Consider the following 25,552-nt stretch of genomic DNA (forward strand, 5'->3'; position numbering starts at 1 on the left):
ATCTTCAAATGTAAATATATCCTCATATGTAATACCATAATCTTTTACTGTGTTATATAGCTCTTTTATAGTCATTTTCCATCCATTACTACATGCACATGCATAATACCGTAAATGTCCTTTTCGATGATATTCCAAAATTTCTATGATATCTCCTAAAGCATCCCTCCATTCCCATGTATTATTGTTTTGTAAAGCATCGCAATTTGTTGGCCAATTGGAATCAGTTTTCAATTTTTCCGCAATTATCTTTAACATTGATGGTTTACAACTTCTGATTTGTGGTATTCTTTCAATTCTATGCCAAATATCCGTTCCAAGAAGTTCTATCATTTCATCTTGATATCGTTGAATTTTTACATATTGTTCATTATTCAATTTTATACCGGGGTCATTTCCATCAAGTTTTTTTACTACATCATCAGGAAACTCTAATCTCAATTTAGTATTTTCTTGACTTGGTGGCTCTTCAAGCATATAGACACGACCTACAAAATAACGAAACATTCTGCCTGCGCGTCCAATGATGTTGCGAAAGGTAAAATAATCAATCTTATGAGCCCCGTTCTTATTTGACCATAAAACGACACTCTCTGCTTGAGTATTTACTCCTTCAATTATAGACGAGGTCGATACCAAATAATCTAACCCATTCTGTTCTTCAAATAGTTTTATTTGAATTTGACTAAGAGAACGATGTAGCTGACCATTATGAATACCAATACCATGTTTGACTAAATCTTTAAGAATATACTTTTCTCCATAATTGCATTCCAGCCAATCAGAAAAATTAGCAAGCAGTTCAGAGTCTTTATTATATAAATTTCTGTTAAGAATTGTTGTTACTTCTTCAATTCCCTTATATGTGCCGGTATATATCAAAGCTTTACCTATACCTGTATTTATTAATTCAATAAGTTTACGTGTCTTAAAACTCTGTTTATCTTCATTCTTTGGTCTGCTTTTATATAACCGCCATGCATGCGTTACAACGGTCTTAAAATCCATACGCAGAAATGTCATCCCTTCAGTGAATACATTTTCTTCTATTTCATGGATATTTGGGGCAAGATAATATCTTTGTTTAGCTTTCTTTCCGAGTTCTACCATTGAACTGAGTAAAGTGGAGCTTCTTTCAAGATCAAAATTTGTACTTGCCTTATAAAACTCATCAACGATTAGAATATCAATTGAAGGAAGTTTATCTATATAGGCAAAAGCTCTTTCTTGCGGAAATACCAATATGTTTTTCTCCGCAAGTTCTACATCTGTTGTTGTAATTATTTTATATTGATGAGAGAATTTTCGGCAAATTCGTCTTCTTGTTTCATCTGCAAGAGCAACCGTAGGTACTAATATTACAACATTAATTGGTTGTTTAATCGCAATAAATGCATCAATAACAAAACTTTTACCAAAACTTGTAGGAGCACTCACCGCAACGCTTTTCCCTTCTAATAACTTCTTTAATACCTGTGATTGAGCAGTATGTAAGACACAAGGTTTTCTTTCTCCAATATTAACTTTAAAAACTTCACATACAAACCGATCTTCCCAAGATGCAGTATATGTATCAATATACGGTAAAAGCCCCACTTCACGAATAAGATGGTTGACTAATTCCATATATGAATTATTGTTAGTACCATTAATCTCATGAAGTAATGTAATTACTTTGGATCTTGCATTACTTATATCACCAGCATTTAGAACATTACTTATATCTAAACATGTATTATATATATCATTCGTCTGCATCATTTTTGAGATTTTTTGCTTGTGAAATAAACCAGTTTACTATTTTTGTTTTATCAGGAACAGGAAAAAGAATCAAATGAAAGTTTATTTCCGAATACTTATGAACAGAACTAAGCTTGTTGATCTGCTTCTTAAAAAACGAATGAGCACGATCTCTATGAAAAGAAATAATACTATTTTTATACTCATCACTCATTTCAGTAGTACTTGCTGTTATCTGGCATTCATGTAATAAAAGAATAGGTATATGTAGTTTGGGTTTTATTTCGTCAATGGAAGTATTCTCATCGAAACATTCTTTTATCTTTTTAAGTAATGTTTGGTTTTCAATTTGTTTATCAAGTTCATTGAGATTGGTCATTATTCCGCATTCCTTTTTCATAATAGGTTTGCGCAACATTTGTTCAACAGAATTTATTGGTTCGTATAATCGCGCATCCTCAAGAGAATTATAAAATTTAGCTTCTCCTAACCAAAGTTGAAAGCCTCCATTTGGGTCAATTACAATGTGTACAGAATCAGAGCCCTTTGCATTATCATTATCATTCTGTTTATAAAAAATTTTAGGTATTGCAGATAAGGCTTTATAATGGTTCTTCATTATGCCATATAGAATAATTTCCGCTATTTCACTTCCCTTTCCATTCTGCTCTTTGTCAACAAGTCGTAAATGTTTGGCAGCCTCAATAAGCCTACCGTAATCATTATCTATTAATTTCTCTCGTTCTTGTGCAGACAAAGCTGTTTCTGCAATATTACTGAAAACAAATTCTTTGAATTGACGATATCTCCAACTGCCATCTTCAAAGCCATTAGCAACTGATAATAACCTGTCATTATGATCTGGATTTATTTCTTGCTTTTTTGTATTAAAATTAACAAAACAATCATCAACTAATATATCAAAATTCCAAATTTTATTGCTCATACACTTTATTTACATGCTTAAAAATGGTGAAACATCTATATTCCTTTAGATACTATTTTTTTGTATGACAAATAAGTTCATGAACATCAACATCAAGCAAATTTGCAATACGAACAAATGTGTACAAATCAGGTTGAGAATGATTATTACACCATTTAGATACTGTTGCAGGATCTTTCTGTAATTGTTTTGCCAACCATTTGCTCATAACTCCTTTTTCTGATAGTACATTTTTAATGTTGTTTAAAATTGCCATTACAATTAATTTTTAGATTGCGTTAAATGCAAAGTTACAACTTTTTATTAACTATATGAATTTCTAACGATAGAAATTGGTTGGATCAATCAAAAAACTGGTTTTAAGGTCATTAAAACACCCAAGTATATAAAAAGTAAACGGGCAGCACCACAAAATGTCGCCCGTTTCCTTTTTCATGTTGGCCGCCTCACTCCAGCGGCTTGCGGTAGTTCGCTTCCAGCACCTCGCGCAGCCCCGTTTCCGGGTAAAGCACCTTCCCTCCCAAAAGTATGAAGGACAACACGCGGTTGTTGCGGTATTCCTGCAAGGTGCGTCGGCTGACACGGAGCAGTTCCGCCACCTCACCGTCAGTCAGGTAACGTTCCCCGTCCAGCGGAGGGCGGTAACTTTCCAGAAATACAGACAGCCATTTCGAGCCTTTGCGCATATCCTGCATCACAGAGGCTATCGGCTCGTCTTCCATCGTAAAAACATCGTTGGTCTCGTTCATCATAACTTCGGATTCAGTGGGTGAATAAATCAAATCATCTGCCGTGCGAATAGAGCGTGCCGATAAGCGGTATCAACCTCTTAACCTCCTCCGGCTTGTAATAGAACCTGCGGTTTATCTGCGAGTAGCCGATAAGCCGCCTGTCGCGCAGCGTCTGCAACGTGCGCGGGCTTATTCTCAACTGCCCGCAGACCTCCTCGCCCGTGAGCCATCTTTCCATGCGCCCCGTGTCGCTTTTGCGCCTTAGGGCGGCGACCTTCTCCGAGAGTGCGCCGAATGCCGCCACCATCATCTCGAAAGTCTTTTTCTCGATAGATACTATTTCCATATTCATGCAATTATCGGTTTGCCCGCAAAGGTAACGATGCAGCCCTTAACACGTACCGTTTTCCGCTGAAAGGCTGCCTGTTGCACCGTTTGACCGGGTTACGGAGCCATCTTCCGTAAAAATCTTACGTGAGTCACGTAGTGAGTTGTTAAAGCCCCTTTTGTTTATTGCCGAATTTTGTCGCAGAAACATAGAGCAAGCCGAGTGTAGAGCGTCAAACTTGCTTGAACGGTATGCCGAGGCGCAGCCTATGTTCATGAAAATAAACAAAAATAAAGGACTGAATATGAAAGTGATAACGATGGAAAGTTCTGCCTTCCGGTCATTGACGGAACAGATAGCGGAGATTGCGGCACACGTCCGTGCCGCCTCCGGCGACAAGAAAGCGGCATCGCCCGACAGGTTGCTCACCACACGCGAGGCGGCGCACCTGCTTAACGTGAGTACCCGCACCCTCCAGCGTATGCGCAGCGAGCAACGCATCGGTTATGTCGTGCTTCGCGGTAAATGCCGCTACCGGCAGTCGGAAATAGACCGCCTGCTTGAAGCGTGTGCCGTCAACGAGGACGCGGCGACACCGCAGGAATTGAAACGCAACCACACGCTGCGCACTGGCGGCAAACCAAAAGGAAGGAGGACATAGGTCATGGAACTGCTCACACGAAACAACTTCGAGGGCTGGATGCAGAAGCTGATGGAACGGCTCGACCGTCAGGACGAACTGCTGCTGGCGATGAAGGCTGAGGGGAAACAGCCTACTATCACGGAAAGCATCCGCCTTTTCGACAATCAGGATTTGTGCATGCTGCTCCAGATAAGCAAGCGCACACTGCAACGCTACCGCAGTGTCGGCGCATTGCCCTACAAGACACTGGGCAAGAAAACCTATTACAGCGAGGAGGATGTGCTGACATTCCTTTCCAACCATATCAAGGACTTCAAAAAAGAAGATATAGCCTTCTACAAGGCTCGTATCCATAATTTCTTTCATAAATAACCCATTAAAACATTTTTCAAATGGCAAAGAAAAAAGACGAAAAGGACGTGCTGGTAGTCCGTGACGAGAAGACGGGCGAGATCAGCGTGGTAGCCGGGCTGAATGCAGACGACACACCCAAGCGTACCCCTGCGAAAGCTGAGAACGCGCAGAGTTTCCTGCAATTCGACCGACACGGCGACGTGCTGGACAACTTCTTCAAGAACTTCTTCCGGCAGTGCAAGGAACCCAGCCGCTTCGGTTTCTACCGCATCGCGGCAGACCAAGTGGATTCCATGCTTGGCGTGATGAAAGACCTGCTTCAGCATCCGTACCAGAACAAACAAATCCTTGCACCGCACAAAATCGACACCTTCCCTTATCAACAGCAGGTGCAGGAAGAGATGGCGGCACAAAAGACAGAGAAACAAGAACCTCAAAAACAGGAAAACATGGAACAACAGAAAGAACAGCAGGAAAGCCCGCAACAGACGCAGGGCAGACAGGGCTACCAACCCATCAACGAGAGCAAAATCAACTGGCAGGAGCTGGAGGACAGATGGGGCGTGAAGCGTGACGACCTTGAAAAGTCCGGAGACCTTACGAAGATGCTCCACTACGGCAAGTCCGACTTGGTAAAGGTCAAGCCCACCTTCGGCGGCGAATCATTCGAGCTGGACGCCCGCCTCTCCTTCAAGAAGGACGGCGAGGGAAATGTCAGCCTCGTGCCGCACTTCATCCGCAAGGAGCAGAAGTTAGATGAGTACAAGGAACACAAATTCTCCGACGATGACCGGAAGAACCTGCGCGAAACGGGCAACCTCGGCAGGGTCGTGGACATTGTGGACAGGGAAACGGGCGAAATCATCCCCTCCTACATCAGCATCGACCGCAAGACGAATGAAATCACGGACATTCCGGCAAACAAGGTGCGCATCCCGGAGCGCATCGGCAAGACGGAAATCACCAAACAGGAGCAGGACATGCTCCGCGCCGGACTGCCCGTGCGCGACAAGCTCATCGAGCGCAACGACGGCAGGAAGTTCGTCACCACCCTTCAAGTGAACGTGGAGCAGCGCGGCGTGGAGTTCGTGCCGGGAACCGGAAGGTCGCCCCGTACCGCACAGACGCAGGAAGCCAAAGGTGACACCTCGAAAAGTCAGGCGCAAGGCGGGGAAAATGCCGCACAGACCAAGAAGGAGCAACGCCGCAACACGTGGATGAACGAGGACGGCAGCATCCGCCCCATCAGCAAATGGAGCGGCGTGAACTTCACCGACAAGCAGAAAGCCGACTACGTGGCGGGTAAAGCCGTGAAACTGGAGAACGTGACCGACAAGCAGGGCTTCCATGCCACGATGTATATCAAGTTCAACCCGGAGAAGGGCCGCCCGTACCGCTACGAAACGAACCCCGACAACGCCCAGCAGGTCGCCCCGTCCAACGAGAGCCGCACACAGGTGGCGGTGAACAACGAGGGCAAAACCAACGAGGCGACAAAGAACCTGAAAGAGCCTTTGCAGAAAGGTCAGACCGCCCCAAAGGACGACCGCCAGCAACAGCAGCAGGAGAAGCCGAAAAAGAAGAACAACAAAGGCATGAAAATGTAATCCCGTGTCCGCCACTGAATCCAAAATAAAATCCAAAGTATCAACAAAAAAGCAAGAAAACATGAAGACAATCATTGCAGAAAAGCCCTCCGTGGCACGTGAAATCGCCCGCATCGTGGGCGCGACAAAGAGAGAGGAAGGATATTTCGAAGGAGGCGGCTATGCCGTGACATGGGCATTCGGACACCTCGTTCAGCTTGCCATGCCCGACGGCTACGGCGTGCGCGGATTTGTCCGTGACAACCTCCCGATTATTCCCGACACATTCACGCTCGTCCCCCGTCAGGTCAGGACGGAGAAAGGTTACAAGCCCGACAGCGGCGTGGTGTCGCAGATAAAAGTCATCAAAAGACTGTTCGACACAAGCGAACAAATCATCGTGGCGACCGATGCCGGACGCGAGGGAGAGCTTATCTTCCGCTACCTCTACCACTATACGGGTTGCACCACTCCTTTCGTGCGTCTGTGGATCAGCTCGCTCACCGACAAGGCTATCCGTGAGGGACTGCGCAACCTCGAAGACGGCAGCAGGTACGACAACCTATACCTCGCCGCCAAAGCGCGGAGCGAATCCGACTGGCTCGTGGGCATCAACGGCACTCAGGCGTTATCCATAGCCGCCGGACATGGCACGTATTCGGTGGGGCGTGTGCAGACACCCACGCTGGCGATGGTGTGTGAACGCTATTGGGAGAACCGCCGTTTTACGTCCGAAGCATTCTGGCAGCTCCATATCGCAACAGACGGTTGCGACGGCGAGGTCGTGAAACTCTCATCCTCCGAGAAATGGAAGTCGAAAGAACCGGCAACGGAGCTATATAATAAGGTAAAGGCGGCAGGCAGCGCAACGGTAACGAAAGCAGAGCGTAAGGAGAAGACGGAGGAAACTCCCTTGCTGTACGACCTGACCACGCTCCAAAAAGAAGCCAACGCCAAGCACGGCTTCACGGCGGAACAGACGCTTGAAATCGCGCAGAAGCTCTACGAGAAGAAGTTGATAACCTATCCGAGAACGGGAAGCCGCTACATCCCCGAAGACGTGTTCGCTGAAATCCCCAAGCTACTCGCCTTTATCGGCACGCAGCCCGAATGGAAAGACAAGGTGCGGGCAAAAGCCATCCCGACACGCCGTAGCGTGGATGACGGCAAGGTAACAGACCACCATGCCCTGCTCGTCACGGGAGAGAAACCGCTCTTCCTCTCCAAAGAGGACAGCACCATTTATCAGATGATTGCCGGACGAATGATAGAGGCATTCTCCGAAAAATGCGTCAAGGACGTGACTGCTGTCACGGCAGAATGTGCCGGAGTGGAGTTCACCGTGAAAGGCAGTGTCGTGAAGCAAGCCGGATGGCGTGCCGTCTATGGCGAGGAAAAGGAGGAAACTACCATCCCCGGCTGGCAGGATGGCGACACGCTCACGCTGAAAGCCACCTCCATCACCGAAGGAAAGACCAAACCCAAGCCGCTGCATACCGAAGCCACCCTGCTCTCGGCAATGGAAACAGCGGGCAAGGAAATTGAGGACGACGCGCTGCGGCAGGCGATGAAGGACTGCGGCATCGGCACTCCCGCCACACGAGCGTCCATCATCGAAACGCTTTTCAAGCGCGGTTACATGGAACGCTGCAAGAAGTCGCTTGTTCCCACCGAAAAGGGACTCGCCCTCAATTCCGTGGTGAAGACGATGCGCATCGCCGATGTAGCCATGACGGGCGAATGGGAAAAGGAACTGGCACGTATCGAGCGCGGGGAACTGCCCGCCGACACTTTCCGCAAGGAGATAGAGGCGTACACACGGGAAATCACCTCCGAACTGCTCTCGTGCGACAAGCTCTTCGGCAGCCGTGATTCCGGCTGCGCGTGTCCCAAGTGCGGCACGGGCAGGATGCGGTTCTACGGCAAGGTGGTACGTTGCGACAACACGGAGTGCGGACTGCCCGTGTTCCGGCAGAAAGCGGGACGCACCCTGTCCGACGACGAAATCAAAGACCTGCTCACCGACGGGCACACCAAGCCGCTCAAAGGCTTCAAGAGCAAGCAGGGCAAGAACTTCGATGCCATAGTCGCCTTTGACGGGGAATATAACACGACGTTCGTGTTCCCGGAAAAGAAATGCAAGTCTTCCTATCCGAAAAAAAGGAAATAATCACTAACTTTTGATAAGTTAGGCTGCATCTCAACAATAGAAACAAACAAGTTTTTTTTCGTATTGTCTTCGATTTGCACTAACTTTGCCACTTGTTCAGAGTAATGAATTGTTCTTCGATACCGGATTACACTCATACTTTGGATTTAGTGGTGGCACTCGGAGGGATACCGAGTGCCTTTTTCTTCCTTTTTCCAATCAATTATCCCGTTAAATATCAATCCAATAAACTCCAAAGTAATGAACAACAAGAAGAAAAACGAGGGTCAGACCGACTTTTCCTATTACGGTCTGTACCTGCTGGACTACCTCCGCACGAACAAGTTTGAACAGGCGACTGACACCGCTTTCATACGGGAACGGGCCGACCGTGCCGCCGAAACGTATGAAAAGGCGCGGCTCGAAGGCTATCCCGCCGATGGCGCGCAAGAGCAGGCGATGGACACGCTGCTGCGCGGGCTGCGCTATTCCCGGTACGCCATTCTCCGTGAAGTCGTGGAGAGCGAGTTTTTCGACGAAGTGCCGGAAGAGAAACAAGAAGCCTTTATTCTGAAACTCATGCCGCTTGTCGGCAACGTGTTCTCCGTCTATGACCTTTCGGACGACAACTTCGCCCTGTCTTCCGATTACGACCTGCTCTACACGGAGCTGACGGGGGCAACCGTCCTTTACATCGGGGAATATGGCGTTTAACCGCAAACAGAAACTGCGGGACAACATCGAGGCGATACGGACGGCATTCATCCTTGACAGGGAAAACAGGACAGCGACAACCGAAGAGCGTGCCATACTTCAAAGGTACTGCGGTTTCGGCGGTCTGAAATGTATCCTCAACCCTGCAAAGGAACTGACGGATGCCGTCCGGTGGGCGAAATCCGACCTCGAACTGTTCGCCCCGACAGTGGAGTTGCACAGGCTTATCCGTGAGAACAGCAAGGACGAAACAGAGTACAAGCGGTTTGTGGATTCGCTGAAAGCGTCCGTGCTGACCGCTTTCTACACCCCCAAAGAGATAACCGACACCATCGCGGACGTGCTGGCAGATTACAGCGTCCGCCCCGCCCGTATGCTCGAACCGTCGGCGGGGGTTGGCGTGTTCGTGGATTCCATGCTGCGGCACAACCCCAATGCGGATGTGATGGCTTTCGAGAAGGATCTGCTCACGGGTACAATCCTGAGGCATCTCTATCCCGGCAAGAAAACGCGCACCTGCGGTTTTGAGAAAATCGAAAGACCGTTCAACAATTATTTCGACTTGGCGGTGTCCAACATTCCGTTCGGAGACATAGCCGTGTTCGACCCTGAGTTTCAGCGGAGCGACTCATTCGGCAGACGCTCCGCCCAGAAAGCCATCCACAACTATTTCTTTCTCAAAGGACTGGATGCCGTGCGTGACGGCGGTATCGTGGCGTTCATCACCTCGCAAGGGGTATTGAACAGCACCAAGACCTCCGTGCGTAACGAGCTGTTCAGTAAGGCTGATCTGGTATCCGCGATACGCCTGCCCAACAACCTGTTCACGGACAACGCGGGGACAGAAGTGGGCAGTGACCTGATTGTCCTGCAAAAGAACCTCAGCAAGAAGGAAATGTCGCAGGACGAGCGGCTGATGACCGTAATACAGACGGACACGAAAACCGACCTGACCGACAACGCCTATTTCATCCACCACCCGGAACGCATCGTGCATACGACGGCGAAACTTGACACCGACCCATACGGGAAGCCCGCTATGGTCTATCTGCACGAGGGCAAGGCAGCAGGCATCGCCGGGGATTTGCACCGTATGCTCGACGAGGATTTCCATTACAGGCTCGCCATGCGTCTGTATTCGGGTTCAATCCGGCAGTCGGGAACGGAAGAAAAAGTTACCGTTCAAAAGGAGGTGGAGCGTACTGCCATAAAGATGGAAACAACATCTTCGATGCAGGCGGTGGAAACTCCGACGGAGAAACCGCAACCCACAGAGGAAAAGCCGGAGATAGAGCCACGTCCGAAATATTCTGACGGTGTGCAGCTATCCTTGCTCGATCTCTGGGGGATGACGGAAGAAGTCAGCCAACAACCGAAAACCGCCAAAAAGAAAAAGGAGGCGAAAAAGGAAAGCTCGGCAAGGCGCGTTCTACCCAAGCCACAGGTGCATGTCACACAAAATGTTACGGCTGTGCCGACGGCTACCACCCCTAAGACTGTAACAGAGAACAAGGAGGCTAAAACGGAGAACACCGCCAAGCCTGCCGACCCGGACGACATCTATGCCACGTTGGACTGGGATACCAATCCTCCCATCAACGGCTTCTACGAGATGATGATGGATTTGACGCCGGAACGCAGGAAGGAACTTCGGGAACTGGCAAGGCAGCATAACGAGAAACAAGCGGCGGCGGAAAAGATGGAAGTGAAAGCCGTGCCGGACACTCCCCGTGAGCAACCACGGCAGGAGGAAACACAGCCGGAAGCAGTCACCGCACCTGCCGTTACAGATACCCCACCGGAAGCGGTGGCGACCTCCCTTTTCCCCGACATCGAAGCGGAGAAGCCGAAGGAAGAAGTCGTGGACCTTTCGCCGCGTGCCTACCACCGCACGCCGGAGATGCACCTGCGCGAAGGGTCGCTGGTGGCTGACAGGGGGCGTCATAACATCGGCTACCTGAAGGACATCACGCCATACGGGGCGACATTCCAGCCGCTCGACCTGAAAGGCTACCAGAAGGAGAAGGCGTTACAGTATGTTTTACTCCGTGACGCCTACGAGCGGCTGTACCGCTATGAATCGAACCTGCATGAAGCAAATGTCCCGTGGCGAGAGCATCTAAACACCTGTTACGATGAGTTTGTCATGCGCTACGGCAACCTCAACGCCAAGCAGAACGTGAAGTTAGTGATGATGGACGCGGGCGGGCGTGACATCCTTTCGCTGGAACGGGCGGAGAACGGGAAGTTTGTCAAGGCGGACATCTTCGAGCGTCCCGTTTCCTTCTCCGTGGAGAGCCATGCCAACGTCGGCTCACCCGAAGAAGCACTGTCCGCGTCGCTCAACAAGTTCGGCACTGTCGATCTCGACTATATGCGGGAGATAACCGACAGTACGGCGGAGGATTTGCTCACAGCCCTGCAAGGGCGCATCTATTACAATCCGCTCGTAACCGGTTACGAGATTAAGGACCGCTTTATTGCCGGAAACGTGATAGAGAAAGCGGAACGCATAGAGGCTTGGATGGGCGAAAACCCCGAAAGTGAACGTATGCCGGAGGTGAAGCAGGCGTTGGAGGCTCTGAAAGATGCCGAACCGCCGCGCATCGCTTTTGAAGACCTTGATTTCAATTTCGGGGAACGCTGGATTCCGACGGGTGTCTATGCCGCCTACATGAGCCGGCTGTTCGACACGGAGGTGAAAATCGCCTACTCTGCAAGCATGGACGAGTTTTCGGTGGCGTGCGGCTACCGCACCATGAAAATCACGGACGAGTTTCTGGTGAAGGGGTATTACCGTAACTATGACGGCATGCACCTTCTGAAACACGCCCTGCACAACACCTGTCCCGACATGATGAAGTCCATCGGCAGGGACGAGCATGGCAACGACATCAAGGTGCGCGACAGCGAGGGAATACAGCTCGCCAACGCCAAGATTGACGAGATACGAAACGGCTTCTCCGAATGGCTCGAAGAGCAGTCGCCACAGTTCAAGGAGCGGCTGACGACGATGTATAACCGCAAGTTCAACTGTTTCGTGCGCCCGAAGTATGACGGCTCGCATCAGACTTTTCCCGACCTCAATCTGAAAGGGCTGGCAAGCCGGGGCATCAGGAGCGTCTATCCCTCGCAGATGGATTGCGTCTGGATGCTGAAACAGAACGGCGGCGGAATTTGTGACCACGAGGTTGGAACCGGCAAGACGCTGATAATGTGCATCGCCGCGCATGAAATGAAGCGTCTGAACTTGGCGCACAAGCCGATGATTATCGGGCTGAAAGCCAATGTTGCGGAGATTGCCGCCACCTATCAAGCGGCATATCCCAACGCGAGGATTCTGTACGCTTCGGAGAAAGACTTTTCGACCGCCAACCGCGTGCGTTTCTTCAACAACATCAAGAACAACGACTACGATTGTGTCATTATGTCGCACGACCAGTTCGGCAAGATACCGCAGTCGCCGGAGTTGCAGCAGCGCATCCTGCAAGCGGAGCTTGACACGGTGGAGGAAAACCTCGAAGTGCTGCGCCAGCAGGGAAAGAACGTATCGCGGGCGATGCTGAAAGGTCTGGAGAAGCGCAAGCATAACCTTGAAGCGAAATTGGAGAAGGTGGAACACGCCATAAAGTCACGCACGGACGACGTGGTGGACTTCAAGCAGATGGGCATCGACCACATTTTCATTGATGAATCGCACCAGTTCAAGAATCTGACTTTCAACACGCGCCACGACCGTGTGGCGGGATTGGGGAACAGCGAGGGAAGCCAGAAGGCACTGAACATGCTCTTTGCTATCCGCACCATACAGGAGCGCACGGGCAAGGACTTGGGGGCGACCTTCCTCTCCGGCACGACTATCAGCAACTCGCTGACTGAGCTGTACCTGCTGTTCAAGTACCTGCGCCCGAAGGAGCTGGAACGGCAGGACATTCGATGTTTTGATGCGTGGTCGGCGATATTTGCCAAGAAGACAACGGATTTTGAGTTCAACGTGACGAACAACGTGGTGCAGAAGGAGCGTTTCCGCTACTTCATCAAAGTGCCGGAGCTTGCCGCCTTCTATAATGAAATCACGGACTACCGCACGGCGGAGGATGTGGGCGTGGACCGTCCCAACAAAAACGAGATACTGCACCACATACCGCCCACGCCGGAGCAGGAGGACTTCATACAGAAGCTGATGCAATTCGCCAAGACGGGCGACGCCACCCTGTTGGGCAGACTGCCGCTTTCGGAAACGGAGGAAAAGGCGAAGATGCTTATCGCCACGGACTATGCCCGGAAGATGGCACTCGACATGCGCATGATAGACCCGCATTACGAAGACCACCCCGACAACAAGGCGAGCCACTGTGCCAAAATAATCGCGGAGTATTATCAAAAATACGACGCGCAGAAAGGCACGCAGTTCGTTTTCTCTGACTTGGGGACTTACCAGCCGGGCGATGGGTGGAACGTCTATTCGGAAATCAAGCGCAAACTGACGGAGGACTACGGCATACCGCCAAGCGAGGTGCGCTTCATTCAGGAGTGCAAGACCGACAAGGCTCGGAAGGCGGTGATAGATGCCATGAACGCCGGGACGGTGCGTGTGCTGTTCGGCTCCACCTCCATGCTCGGAACGGGTGTGAACGCACAGAAACGGTGTGTGGCAATTCATCATCTTGATACGCCGTGGCGACCGTCCGACCTGCAACAGCGTGACGGACGGGGAGTTAGAGCAGGCAACGAGATAGCCAAGCATTTCGCCGGGAACAACGTGGACGTAATAATCTACGCGGTGGAAAAATCACTGGACAGTTACAAGTTCAACCTCCTGCACTGCAAGCAGACTTTCATCAGCCAGCTTAAAAGCGGTGCTATGGAAGCGCGTACCATCGACGAGGGGGCAATGGACGAGAAATCGGGCATGAACTTCTCGGAATATATGGCGTTGCTATCCGGCAACACCGACCTGCTGGACAAGGCGAAACTGGAAAAACGTATCGCCTCGCTCGAAGGGGAACGCAAGTCGTTCAACAAGGGCAAGCGTGATTCGGAGTTCAAGCTGGAATCGAAGACCCGCGAGCTGGGCAACAACACAGCTTTCATAGATGCCATGACGGAGGACTGGAACCGCTTCCTCTCTGTGGTGCAGACCGACAAGGAGGGCAATCACCTTAATATAATAAAGGTGGACGGAGTGGATTCCGCCGATGAGAAAGTCATCGGAAAGCGTTTGCAGGAGATAGCCAAGAATGCCACGACCGGAGGGTTGTACACGCAGGTTGGAGAGTTTTACGGTTTCCCGATAAAGGTGGTCAGCGAAAGGATACTCAAAGAGGGATTGGAGTTTACCGACAACCGCTTCGTGGTCGAGGGGAACTACAAGTACACCTACAACAACGGGCATCTGGCGCTGGCTGACCCGTTGGCCGCCGCCCGCAACTTCCTCAACGCGATTGAGAGAATCCCCTCCATCATCGACCAGTATAAAGCGAAGAATGAGGTCTTGGAACGTGAGATACCGCAGTTGCAGGAGATAGCAGGCAAGGTGTGGAAGAAGGAGGAAGAACTGAAACAGTTGAAGTCCGAACTTGCCGCCCTTGACCGCAAGATACAGCTGGAACTTGCGCCGCCTACACCCGAAATCACCGAAAAGGAGCATGAAGGGCAACAGGTCAAACCGGAAGCGAAAGGTGTGCGAAACGGTATCAGGCAATATCCCGAAGATACATCACCGCAAATACGCAATCCATCGGAAAGTATTATCGCCAATCACACCATAACTGGGCATCCGGGGCTGTATGCCAAGGAGGAAACCCGGTCCAAAGGATTGAAAATATAACCTTAGGAATTTTATCTGAAGTATTAATAAGGGCTATCCCAAAAGGTCTAAAAGTAAATTTTATCCTTTCTGCAAGTATCTGTAGGATGGCAACTGCATTTTTTTTCTTTTTGGGCAGCCCTTATTAAAATTTATTCTTATTTTAGGTTATATACATTCATGTCCATTTATGTAAAAAATCCTGCTGACCTTGTTTATGTCTTGTCAGTCACCATTTGCAAAACCATATTTGACCCTCAAAGAGGCTGAATTTGATAAGCAACTTGCTACATACTCATAATAAGGAGCTAAATAGAACACGAATGGGAAATACTCAAATGCCAAACTAAAGAAGATATTGGCCAAAATAAACGTTATACCGAGAGAGAAACTTGATTTTTTTCAACTTCCTAAAACGTTGTTGTTCAAACATTTCTACTTATTTGTACTTACCAGTTGAACCTACGCTTCCCTAATAAAATGTCTATGGTAAAAAGTTAAAAAATCCTCCCACTTTTGTTAGATATATTTTTTTGTGTAATTTTGTAATCGTTATGCGGCAGTAATAATATACATATTAATACGAGTTAGTAATCCTGTAGTTCTCACATGCTACGAGGAGGTATTAAAAGGTGCGTTTCGACAATGCATCTATTGTAGTATATTATTGCTTAATCCAAATGAATATTATAAATTTAGGAATTCTTGCTCACATTGATGCAGGAAAAACTTCCGTAACCGAGAATCTGCTGTTTGCCAGTGGAGCAACGGAAAAGTGCGGCCGTGTGGATAATGGTGACACCATAACAGACTCTATGGATATAGAGAAACGTAGAGGAATTACTGTTCGGGCTTCTACGACATCTATTATCTGGAATGGAGTGAAATGCAATATCATTGACACTCCGGGACACATGGATTTTATTGCGGAAGTGGAGCGGACATTCAAAATGCTTGATGGAGCAGTCCTCATCTTATCCGCAAAGGAAGGCATACAAGCGCAAACAAAGTTGCTGTTCAATACTTTACAAAAACTGCAAATCCCGACAATTATATTTATCAATAAAATTGACCGTGACGGTGTGAATTTAGAGCGTTTGTATCTGGATATAAAAACAAATCTGTCTCAAGATGTCCTGTTTATGCAAACTGTTGTCGATGGATTGGTTTATCCGATTTGCTCCCAAACATATATAAAGGAAGAATACAAAGAATTTGTATGCAACCATGACGACAATATATTAGAACGATATTTGGCGGATAGCGAAATTTCACCGGCTGATTATTGGAATACGATAATCGATCTTGTGGCAAAAGCCAAAGTCTATCCGGTACTACATGGATCAGCAATGTTCAATATCGGTATCAATGAGTTGTTGGACGCCATCTCTTCTTTTATACTTCCTCCAGAATCAGTCTCAAACAGACTTTCAGCTTATCTCTATAAGATAGAGCATGACCCCAAAGGACATAAAAGAAGTTTTCTAAAAATAATTGACGGAAGTCTGAGACTTCGAGACATTGTAAGAATCAACGATTCGGAAAAATTCATCAAGATTAAAAATCTAAAGACTATTTATCAGGGCAGAGAGATAAATGTTGATGAAGTGGGGGCCAATGATATCGCGATTGTAGAAGATATGGAAGATTTTCGAATCGGAGATTATTTAGGTACTAAACCTTGTTTGATTCAAGGGTTATCTCATCAGCATCCCGCTCTCAAATCCTCCGTCCGGCCAGACAGGTCCGAAGAGAGAAGCAAGGTGATATCCGCTCTGAATACATTGTGGATTGAAGACCCGTCTTTGTCCTTTTCCATAAACTCATATAGTGATGAATTGGAAATCTCGTTATATGGTTTGACACAAAAGGAAATCATACAGACATTGCTGGAAGAACGATTTTCCGTAAAGGTCCATTTTGATGAGATCAAGACTATCTACAAAGAACGACCTGTAAAAAAGGTCAATAAGATTATTCAGATCGAAGTGCCACCCAACCCTTACTGGGCCACAATAGGGCTGACGCTTGAACCCTTGCCGTTAGGGACAGGGTTGCAAATCGAAAGTGACATCTCCTATGGTTATCTGAACCATTCTTTTCAAAATGCCGTTTTTGAAGGGATTCGTATGTCTTGCCAATCTGGTTTACATGGATGGGAAGTGACTGATCTGAAAGTAACTTTTACTCAAGCCGAGTATTATAGCCCGGTAAGTACACCTGCTGATTTCAGACAGCTGACCCCTTATGTCTTCAGGCTGGCCTTGCAACAGTCAGGTGTGGACATTCTCGAACCGATGCTCTATTTTGAGTTGCAGATACCCCAAGCGGCAAGTTCCAAAGCTATTACAGATTTGCAAAAAATGATGTCTGAGATTGAAGACATCAGTTGCAATAATGAGTGGTGTCATATTAAAGGGAAAGTTCCATTAAATACAAGTAAAGACTACGCCTCAGAAGTAAGTTCATACACTAAGGGCTTAGGCGTTTTTATGGTCAAGCCATGCGGGTATCAAATAACAAAAGGCGATTATTCTGATAATATCCGCATGAACGAAAAAGATAAACTTTTATTCATGTTCCAAAAATCAATGTCATCAAAATAATGGAGCGGTCAGGAAATTTCTATAAGGCAATACAGTTGGGATATATACTTATCTCCATTCTTATCGGATGTATGGCATATAATAGCCTCTATGAATGGCAGGAGATAGAAGCATTAGAACTTGGCAATAAAAAAATAGACGAGCTCCGAAAAGAAATAAACAATATCAATATTCAAATGATAAAATTTTCTCTATTGGGTGAAACAATACTGGAATGGAACGATAAAGATATCGAGCATTACCATGCACGGCGTATGGCAATGGACAGTATGCTCTGCCGTTTCAAGGCCACCTATCCAGCAGAGCGCATCGATAGTGTGCGCAGTCTTTTAGAGGATAAGGAACGACAGATGTTCCAGATAGTCCGGTTAATGGATGAACAACAATCTATTAACAAGAAGATAGCCAATCAAATTCCGGTTATTGTGCAGAAAAGTGTGCAGGAACAGTCCAAAAAGCCAAAACGAAAAGGTTTCTTGGGCATCTTTGGCAAAAAAGAGGGAACGAAGCCAACGACAACAACGACTACGCTCCGTTCATCCAATAGAAACATGGTCAACGAACAGAAAGCGCAGAGCCGTCGATTGTCAGAACAAGCCGATAGTCTTGCTGCCCGTAATGCAGAACTTAACAGACAACTGCAAGGATTGATTTGCCAAATCGAAAAGAAGGTACAATCTGATTTACAAAATAGAGAAAGCGAGATAACAGCGATGCGTAAAAAATCATTTATGCAGATAGGCGGCTTGATGGGATTTGTTCTTTTGCTGTTGGTCATTTCCTATATCATCATACACCGTGATGCAAAGAACATTAAACGATACAAACGCAAGACAACGGATTTGATCGAGCAATTGGAACAGTCCGTGCAACAAAATGAGGTACTCATAACCTCCCGAAAGAAAGCGGTACATACTATTACCCATGAGTTGCGTACACCACTGACGGCAATAACTGGCTATACCGAACTTTTGCGGAAAGAATGCAATAGCGGTAATAATGGGCAATATATCCGAAATATACTGCAATCCTCCGACCGTATGCGGGATATGCTCAACACTTTGCTTGACTTCTTCCGCCTGGACAACGGCAAGGAACAGCCCCGTCTGTCACCCTGCCGGATTTCTGCAATCACGCACACACTTGAAACGGAGTTCATTCCTGTTGCAGTGAACAAAGGGTTGTCCTTGTCCGTGAAGACTGGACACGATGCCATTGTATTGACCGACAAAGAGCGAATAATACAAATCGGGAATAACCTGCTGTCAAACGCAGTCAAGTTCACAGAAGAAGGCGGTGTTTCTTTGATTACTGAATATGATAATGGAGTTCTGACACTGGTCGTTGAAGATACAGGTACAGGCATGACAGAAGAGGAACAGAAACAAGCGTTCGGTGCGTTTGAACGTCTATCAAATGCCGCCGCAAAGGAGGGTTTCGGGCTTGGGCTTGCCATAATGCGTAATATTGTGTCGATGCTTGGCGGAACAATCCGTTTGGACAGCAAGAAAGGGAAAGGCAGTCGTTTCACAGTTGAAATTTCTATGCAGGAAGCTGAAGAACAGCTTGGATATACAAGCAATACACCTGTTTATCATAACAATAAATTCCATGATGTTGTCGCCATTGACAATGATGAGGTATTACTTCTGATGCTGAAAGAGATGTACTCCCAAGAAGGAATACACTGCGACACTTGCACCGATGCTGCGGAACTGATGGAAATGATACGCCAGAAAGAATACAGCCTGTTGCTGACAGACTTGAATATGCCCGGTATAAACGGTTTCGAATTACTGGAACTGTTGCGTTCGTCCAACGTGGGCAATTCACCAACAATCCCGGTGGTTGTGGCAACCGCTTCGGGCAGTTGTAACAAAGGGGAACTATTGGCAAAAGGCTTTGCCGGATGCCTGTTCAAGCCGTTCTCCATATCGGAGTTGATGGAGGTTTCCGACAGGTGTGCCATAAAAGAAACACCGGACGGGAAACCGGATTTTTCAGCTTTGCTGTCTTACGGCAATGAAGCCGTTATGCTGGAAAAGTTGATGACGGAAACTGAAAAAGAGATGCAGACAATACGGGAAGCGGCAACAGAAAAAGACCTGCAAAAGCTGGATTCCCTGACACACCACCTGCGCAGCTCGTGGGAGGTGCTACGTGCCGACCAACCGCTAAATGTACTTTACAGATTGCTTCATGGCGATGTACTCCCGGATGGTGAAGCGTTAAGCCATGCCGTGACTGCCGTGCTGGATAAGGGAGCGGAAATAATCCGGTTGGCAGAAGAGGAAAGGAGAAAATACGAAGATGGATAAGACAACAATAATTGTGGTAGAAGACAATATCGTGTACTGCGAGTTTGTCTGCAACATGCTGGCGCGGGAGGGCTACCGCACCGTGAAGGCTTACCACCTCTCAACCGCGAAGAAACATCTACAACAGGCGACAGATAATGACATCGTGGTTGCCGACCTGCGCCTGCCTGACGGTAACGGCATTGACCTTTTGCGCTGGATGCGAAAGGAGGGAAAGATGCAGCCCTTCATCATTATGACCGACTACGCCGAAGTTAATACCGCCGTGGAAAGCATGAAACTCGGCTCGATAGACTATATTCCCAAACAGCTTGTGGAGGATAAACTTGTCCCCCTGATCCGTTCCATACTGAAAGAACGTCAGGCAGGACAACGCCGTATGCCTGTGTTCGCCCGTGACGGTTCCGCATTTCAGAAAATCATGCACCGTATAAGGCTGGTAGCCGCTACCGATATGAGCGTGATGATATTCGGAGAGAACGGCACGGGTAAGGAACATATTGCCCACCACCTGCACGACAAGAGCAAGCGGGCAGTCAAGCCATTCGTGGCGGTGGACTGCGGTTCACTCACCAAAGAGCTTGCGCCCTCGGCCTTCTTCGGACACGTCAAGGGAGCGTTTACAGGAGCAGATTGTGCCAAGAAAGGATATTTCCATGAGGCGGAAGGCGGCACGCTGTTTCTGGACGAGGTAGGAAACCTCGCGTTGGAAACCCAACAGATGTTGCTCCGCGCCATACAGGAGAGGCGGTATCGCCCGGTCGGAGACAAGGCAGACAGGAGTTTCAATGTCCGCATCATCGCCGCCACCAACGAGGATCTGGAAGCGGCAGTGAGTGAAAAGCGTTTTCGGCAGGATCTTCTGTACCGCCTGCACGACTTCGGGATAACCGTTCCTCCGTTGCGTGACTGTCAGGAAGACATCATGCCGCTGGCAGAGTTCTTCCGTGATATGGCAAACAGAGAGCTGGAGTGTAGCGTGAGCGGGTTCAGTTCCGAAGCACGTAAAGCGTTGCTGACACACGCATGGCCGGGCAACGTGCGGGAACTTCGGCAGAAAGTTATGGGTGCTGTATTGCAGGCGCAGGAAGGTGTTGTCATGAAAGAGCATCTGGAACTTGCCGTGACGAAACCGACCTCTACTGTCAACTTCGCCCTGCGCAATGACGCGGAGGATAAGGAGCGGATATTGCGTGCGTTGAAACAGGCAAACGGCAACCGGAGTGTCGCCGCCGAACTGCTCGGAATAGGCAGGACAACACTATACAGCAAACTTGAAGAGTATGGACTTAAATATAAATTCAAGCAATCATAGCCTGTAATTCACTGAATTTGGCTATCTTTGCATAACATTTGAGAAAAACGGCGATTGGCAGGAGCTTTTCGCCGCCAACATATAGGATAAGACCGCAAGGCGTTTCAAGCGAAAATCTGGTAAATTGGAACTACGGAGACGATTGCGTGATGCTTATGCTATGCTTACGCATAGCGTGCATTCACGTACTCTCCGTAAAGGCTTTACCAGAGCCATCGCTTGAAGGTAGTGTGAATTGCACGCTACTTTTTTGCCCTTGCCTAATGAAAGGTAACGATTATGGGTAAAGTTCAGATTCTCGCCGTACTGACGATGGACGGATGTCTTTCTTCAGAGTTATATTATAAAGCACATCAGGATTTGTGCCTTGACCGTTGCGGTCTTGATGAAATCAGGAAGAACGCCCTTTACCGCGTGACACCAGACTATTCCATTTCAATGCTGCACGAATGGAGAAAAGACGGCACAAACATCCGTTACCTCGCGGAAGCCACACCGGACACGGCAGACTATATAAACGGACTACTGCGTATGCACGCTGTGGATGAAATCATACTATACACCGTTCCTTTCATATCCGGAAGCGGACGACATTTTTTTTAAGTCGGCTCTGCCAGAGCAACACTGGACGCTTTCCTCTTTGAAAAGTTTTCCCAACGGTGTATGCCGCATTATCTACATCCTTGATAAAAAAGCAAGATAGCCAAAATGTGCGGCAAGCATACATTTTTATTTTCAAGAATAGAATAAATGTCTGATTACAAACAATTTAAGTCGGAGATAATTTGTCCCTGTGAAAAAATATTGAATTTTATACCACTGAAATACAACACTTTGTAAAATTGAGCGTTGGATTTTTTGTTTTCTGCCGCGTTTTTTGCCAATTATATTCATGTGCGCATACCGAAAACAGAGTGTAAAATTTCAAAATTGACAGGACATGAATTATTTTTTATTGGCGGAAACCGAGTTCTTCCGCCGGATAAACGAAGCCGGAGACTGCAATATGGAAAAAGCATACACGCTTTCGCCACCCAAGTAATAGAACTGTGCAACGGCGGCATGGACATGAACCTTACCGTCATCGCGCTTGCCTACATCGAAATCGAGTTGCAGCACCATCCGGTGCGTAATCTGTCAGAAGAAAGAAGAGAGATTGCCGCCTACGTCAGCAAGGCTCTGTCTTTCGTAAGAAAGATGCAGAAATTCCTTGCCACGCCCCAAGTGCCACCACTAATATCCGCCAACAACGCAACAGAAACCACCGCCAGCCTTCTTTGGACGGGCAACGCCATCGACCTCGTGGAACTTATCTACGGCATAGACGAGATGGGCTGTATCAACAACGGCAATATGCCGCTAAAACAGCTCGCCCCGATTCTCTACAAGATATTCGGTATTGAGTCGAAGGATTGCTACCGCTTCTATACCGACATCAAACGTCGGAAAAACGAAAGCCGTACCTATTTCCTCGACAAGATGCAGGAGAAACTGAACGAGAGAATGCTGCGCGATGAAGAGCTGGAACGTATGAGAAGATAAAATCAGGTATAAGCGGGAGAATGGTATCATGCTGTTCTCCCGTTTGAGTAAAATCTATACGAAAAAGGGCGTTTTCGGCGCGCTATTGCCCCGAATTTCAGCGAAAAACGCTATCTTTGTACAATTGTTACGAATTGAATATGAACATAGACAACCTCGATATAGTAAAACAACTGATAGCCGAAAAGGAAAACGGGCAGGTGGAGTTCAAGGAAACCACCGGGCAGTTGGAGCGCGGCATGGAAACGCTCTGCGCTTTCCTTAACAGCGAAGGTGGCACGGTGTTGTTCGGTGTGACCGACAAAGGAAAGATCATCGGGCAGGAAGTGAGCGACAAGACGAAGCGTGATATTGCGGAAGCCATCCGGCGTTTTGAACCATTTGCCACACTCGAAGTTTCGTATATCAGTATCCAAAATACAGACAAGAGTGTGATAGCCTTGTCTGCGGACAGCCAACGTTATATGCGTCCGTTCTCCTATAAGGGACGGGCTTATCTTCGATTGGAGAGCGTGACATCCTCCATGCCGCAAGACGTATATAACCAACTGCTTATGCAGCGAGGTGGGAAATACGCTTGGGAGGCGATGACGAATCCCGACATCAAAGTTACTGACCTTGATGAACATGCCATTATGGGAGCGGTACGTGGAGGCATCCGGTGCGGTCGCCTACCCGAAGCCACCATAAGGGAGGATTTGCCGACCATACTCGAAAAATTCAACCTGTTACATGACGGAAAACTGAATAATGCTTCCGCAGTCTTGTTCGGTCGTGATTTTTACTTCTATCCCCAGTGCCTGCTTCGGTTGGCGCGTTTCAAAGGAACTACAAAAGACGAGTTTATAGACAATCAGCGTACCACTGGCAATATCTACACACTGCTGGACACTGCAATGTCGTTCTTTTTCAAGCATCTTTCCCTTTCGGGCAAAGTTGAAGGCTTGTATCGGGAGGAAGAGCTTGAGATTCCTTACAAGGCATTGAGGGAATGCTGCACAAATGCCCTTTGCCACCGCTCATACCACCGTCCCGGCAGTTCGGTAGGAATTGCCATCTATGATGACCGTGTGGAGATTGAGAACAGTGGAACTTTTCCGCCGGATATAACAATGGAAAAGTTATTGAGCGGGCATAATTCAGAACCTCAAAACCTGATTATTGCGAATGTTCTGTATAAAAGCGAGGTTCTGGAAAGCTGGGGACGAGGCATCGGGCTTATGATAAGCGAATGCCGGCGTGTCGGCATTCCCGATCCGGAGTTTCATACAGATGGAAATAGTGTATGGGTTATTTTCCGCTATACCCGAAAAACTGTGGGGCACGACCCGACAATTACCCGACAGTTACCCCACAGTCACCCCACAGTTACCCCACAGGTGGAAAAGGTGTTGTCTGCAATCGGCACACAGACACTTTCAACCAAAGAGATTATGTGTGTGATAGGATTAAAGGACAAAAGTAATTTTTTAGAACTATATCTGTATCCAGCCATAAGGCAGAATTTGGTAGAGCCTATTTACCCGGAAAATCCGAAACATCCCCGGCAGAAATATCGTCTTACCGATAAAGGAAAAGAACTGTTGATATAATAACGGGGTATGGTGGCGAAAAAGAAGAAACAACAGGGGCATTACTGTCGGATTTGTAGCGAGTACAAAGCCAACGAGCAATTCAGCGGCAAAGGACACTCGCGGCATATCTGCAAGGAATGCCGGTCGCTTCCCGATGATGTGAAGGCGGACATGGTGCGCTGTAACGAGGTGGAACGAGCCGTTTTCAAATGCCCGATGAGCCGTCAGGACTGGGAACTGCTGGAAAAATATGCCAAGAAGTACAAGGACAAGGAATCCGGGCAGTTCGCGCAGGATATGTTGGACATGAAACGGGGCAATCAGACACCGGACGAGGATATGGAAGAGGATGATGTTTTAATAGAAGGCATCTATGAAGAGGAAACCATACCATTTGCCGAACTGGAGGATGACATCCGTTATCAGTTGGAAGAATTGTTGGCGGACAACATCAACGAGTTCATGATACACAAGAATTACATTCCCGAAGGCAAGGAACTGAAAGACATCAACGAATGGGTCATGAAAGAAACCCGTGACACCTTTTTTATAAAGGTTATTCCCGATGCCGCTTATGACAGTCTGGTGGAAGAAACGATCAACAGGCTTGTGAAGGAATGGAAAGAGGACGGATTTGAGATAAAGACCTATTCCGCATCGCTGGTCGTCATGGAAACGGAACGGCTGCTTATCCGCAGGATAACCCGTAAGGATATGGACGCACTCCTTGCCATAATGGGAAAGCCGGAAGTCATGTACGCTTGGGAACACGGCTTTACCAAAAAGGACGTGCGCAAATGGATAAACAGGCAACTCATCCGATACCGCAAGGACGGGTTCGGATATTTTGCCGTCATACTGAAAGAAAGCGGCGCATTGATAGGACAAGCCGGTCTGATGAATAGTACCCTAAACGGGAACGAGACTGTCGAGCTTGGCTATATACTCGATAACACATACTGGCATAACGGTTACGGTACGGAAGCCGCCCGCGCGTGTTTGGAATACGCCTTTGGAGAGCTGGAACTGAAAACTGTCTGTTGCAGTATCCGACCGGAAAACGTGGCATCCATCCGTGTGGTTGAAAGGCTGGGAATGACCTTGTGCGACAACCATACAATAATATACAACGAAAAAGAAATGCCGCATCAGATATATGTGGCAACCAATAGTAAATCCTATATCTTATAAGCGAAA

16 protein-coding genes and 2 pseudogenes are annotated in these 25,552 nt (G+C 47.8%); 13 read left to right on the forward strand and 5 right to left on the reverse strand.

The genetic code is table 11. From position 1 onward, the window contains the following. From DW082_RS11915 to DW082_RS11935, 5 genes are all read right to left on the reverse strand, one after another. Positions 1–1,761 (reverse strand): DEAD/DEAH box helicase (locus tag DW082_RS11915; protein ID WP_118458830.1); only part of this gene is annotated, 1,761 nt, incomplete at its 3' end. Continuing rightward, entirely contained in the window at positions 1,745–2,686 is a 942-nt protein-coding gene (locus DW082_RS11920; protein WP_002561007.1) for a DUF1837 domain-containing protein, read from the reverse strand. The genes DW082_RS11915 and DW082_RS11920, both read right to left, overlap by 17 nt. Positions 2,687–2,738: 52 nt before the next feature. After that, complete coding sequence (locus DW082_RS11925; RefSeq protein WP_002561006.1) at positions 2,739–2,942, reverse strand: helix-turn-helix transcriptional regulator; 204 nt, start codon at positions 2,940–2,942, stop codon at positions 2,739–2,741. Between the two features lie 190 nt (positions 2,943–3,132). After that, a complete protein-coding gene (locus DW082_RS11930) occupies positions 3,133–3,438 on the reverse strand; it encodes a helix-turn-helix domain-containing protein (RefSeq protein WP_002561005.1) in 306 nt (101 codons plus the stop codon). A gap of 31 nt (positions 3,439–3,469) precedes the next feature. Next, positions 3,470–3,769, reverse strand: a complete 300-nt coding sequence (locus DW082_RS11935) for a helix-turn-helix domain-containing protein (RefSeq protein ID WP_019131010.1) — start codon at positions 3,767–3,769, stop codon at positions 3,470–3,472. 280 nt (positions 3,770–4,049) lie between these two features. Here DW082_RS11935 and DW082_RS11945 point away from each other — a divergent pair, with 280 nt between their 5' ends. The 13 genes and pseudogenes from DW082_RS11945 (at position 4,050) to DW082_RS12005 (ending at position 25,546) form a co-directional block, all read left to right on the forward strand. Next, positions 4,050–4,406: a helix-turn-helix domain-containing protein gene (locus DW082_RS11945; RefSeq protein WP_002561004.1), complete on the forward strand. Its 357-nt coding sequence runs from the start codon at positions 4,050–4,052 to the stop codon at positions 4,404–4,406. Between the two features lie 3 nt (positions 4,407–4,409). Then, positions 4,410–4,760 (forward strand): helix-turn-helix domain-containing protein, encoded by a 351-nt coding sequence (locus tag DW082_RS11950; RefSeq protein ID WP_004291454.1) that lies wholly within the window; start codon positions 4,410–4,412, stop codon positions 4,758–4,760. 20 nt (positions 4,761–4,780) lie between these two features. After that, on the forward strand, positions 4,781–6,349 hold the full coding sequence (locus DW082_RS11955; protein ID WP_002561002.1) for a DUF3945 domain-containing protein: 1,569 nt from the start codon (positions 4,781–4,783) through the stop codon (positions 6,347–6,349). A 61-nt stretch (positions 6,350–6,410) separates the two neighbouring features. Continuing rightward, the gene (gene topB, locus DW082_RS11960) at positions 6,411–8,498 is read left to right on the forward strand and encodes a type IA DNA topoisomerase (protein ID WP_002561001.1); all 2,088 of its coding nucleotides are present in this window, start codon (positions 6,411–6,413) and stop codon (positions 8,496–8,498) included. A gap of 240 nt (positions 8,499–8,738) precedes the next feature. Further along, positions 8,739–9,191 (forward strand): DUF1896 domain-containing protein, encoded by a 453-nt coding sequence (locus DW082_RS11965; protein WP_002561000.1) that lies wholly within the window; start codon positions 8,739–8,741, stop codon positions 9,189–9,191. Beyond that, complete coding sequence (locus tag DW082_RS11970; RefSeq protein ID WP_002560999.1) at positions 9,181–15,021, forward strand: N-6 DNA methylase; 5,841 nt, start codon at positions 9,181–9,183, stop codon at positions 15,019–15,021. The genes DW082_RS11965 and DW082_RS11970 overlap by 11 nt, the downstream gene beginning before the upstream one ends. Before the next feature lie 659 nt (positions 15,022–15,680). Beyond that, positions 15,681–17,606 (forward strand): tetracycline resistance ribosomal protection protein Tet(Q), encoded by a 1,926-nt coding sequence (tet(Q), locus tag DW082_RS11975; protein WP_002560998.1) that lies wholly within the window; start codon positions 15,681–15,683, stop codon positions 17,604–17,606. Next, on the forward strand, positions 17,606–19,924 hold the full coding sequence (locus tag DW082_RS11980; protein WP_002560997.1) for an ATP-binding protein: 2,319 nt from the start codon (positions 17,606–17,608) through the stop codon (positions 19,922–19,924). The genes tet(Q) and DW082_RS11980 overlap by 1 nt, the downstream gene beginning before the upstream one ends. Continuing rightward, entirely contained in the window at positions 19,917–21,239 is a 1,323-nt protein-coding gene (locus DW082_RS11985) for a sigma-54 dependent transcriptional regulator (protein WP_002560996.1), read from the forward strand. The genes DW082_RS11980 and DW082_RS11985 overlap by 8 nt, the downstream gene beginning before the upstream one ends. Before the next feature lie 279 nt (positions 21,240–21,518). Next, positions 21,519–21,942 (forward strand): annotated as a pseudogene (locus tag DW082_RS11990) (dihydrofolate reductase family protein). A 237-nt stretch (positions 21,943–22,179) separates the two neighbouring features. Continuing rightward, a pseudogene (locus tag DW082_RS11995) lies at positions 22,180–22,781 on the forward strand (RteC domain-containing protein). A 140-nt stretch (positions 22,782–22,921) separates the two neighbouring features. Continuing rightward, on the forward strand, positions 22,922–24,373 hold the full coding sequence (locus DW082_RS12000; protein WP_002560993.1) for an ATP-binding protein: 1,452 nt from the start codon (positions 22,922–22,924) through the stop codon (positions 24,371–24,373). A 9-nt stretch (positions 24,374–24,382) separates the two neighbouring features. After that, positions 24,383–25,546, forward strand: coding sequence for a GNAT family N-acetyltransferase (locus DW082_RS12005; RefSeq protein WP_002560992.1), 1,164 nt, complete (start codon positions 24,383–24,385; stop codon positions 25,544–25,546). Positions 25,547–25,552 lie beyond the last annotated feature (6 nt).

It is taken from the genome of Alistipes sp. AF48-12 (assembly GCF_003477565.1).
In the GTDB taxonomy this organism is placed as follows: domain Bacteria; phylum Bacteroidota; class Bacteroidia; order Bacteroidales; family Rikenellaceae; genus Alistipes_A; species Alistipes_A hominis.

Bases quoted from the DNA above. Each gene is read 5' to 3' on its own strand.
- DW082_RS11970 (WP_002560999.1), top strand. From the start codon at position 9,181: ATGGCGTTTAACCGCAAACAGAAACTGCGGGACAACATCGAGGCGATA.
- DW082_RS11965 (WP_002561000.1), top strand. From the start codon at position 8,739: ATGAACAACAAGAAGAAAAACGAGGGTCAGACCGACTTTTCCTATTAC.
- DW082_RS12005 (WP_002560992.1), top strand. From the start codon at position 24,383: ATGGTGGCGAAAAAGAAGAAACAACAGGGGCATTACTGTCGGATTTGT.
- DW082_RS11930 (WP_002561005.1), bottom strand. From the start codon at position 3,438: ATGATGAACGAGACCAACGATGTTTTTACGATGGAAGACGAGCCGATA.
- DW082_RS11920 (WP_002561007.1), bottom strand. From the start codon at position 2,686: ATGAGCAATAAAATTTGGAATTTTGATATATTAGTTGATGATTGTTTT.
- topB (WP_002561001.1), top strand. From the start codon at position 6,411: ATGAAGACAATCATTGCAGAAAAGCCCTCCGTGGCACGTGAAATCGCC.
- DW082_RS11985 (WP_002560996.1), top strand. From the start codon at position 19,917: ATGGATAAGACAACAATAATTGTGGTAGAAGACAATATCGTGTACTGC.
- DW082_RS11945 (WP_002561004.1), top strand. From the start codon at position 4,050: ATGAAAGTGATAACGATGGAAAGTTCTGCCTTCCGGTCATTGACGGAA.
- DW082_RS11955 (WP_002561002.1), top strand. From the start codon at position 4,781: ATGGCAAAGAAAAAAGACGAAAAGGACGTGCTGGTAGTCCGTGACGAG.
- DW082_RS12000 (WP_002560993.1), top strand. From the start codon at position 22,922: ATGAACATAGACAACCTCGATATAGTAAAACAACTGATAGCCGAAAAG.
- DW082_RS11980 (WP_002560997.1), top strand. From the start codon at position 17,606: ATGGAGCGGTCAGGAAATTTCTATAAGGCAATACAGTTGGGATATATA.
- DW082_RS11925 (WP_002561006.1), bottom strand. From the start codon at position 2,942: ATGGCAATTTTAAACAACATTAAAAATGTACTATCAGAAAAAGGAGTT.
- DW082_RS11950 (WP_004291454.1), top strand. From the start codon at position 4,410: ATGGAACTGCTCACACGAAACAACTTCGAGGGCTGGATGCAGAAGCTG.
- DW082_RS11935 (WP_019131010.1), bottom strand. From the start codon at position 3,769: ATGAATATGGAAATAGTATCTATCGAGAAAAAGACTTTCGAGATGATG.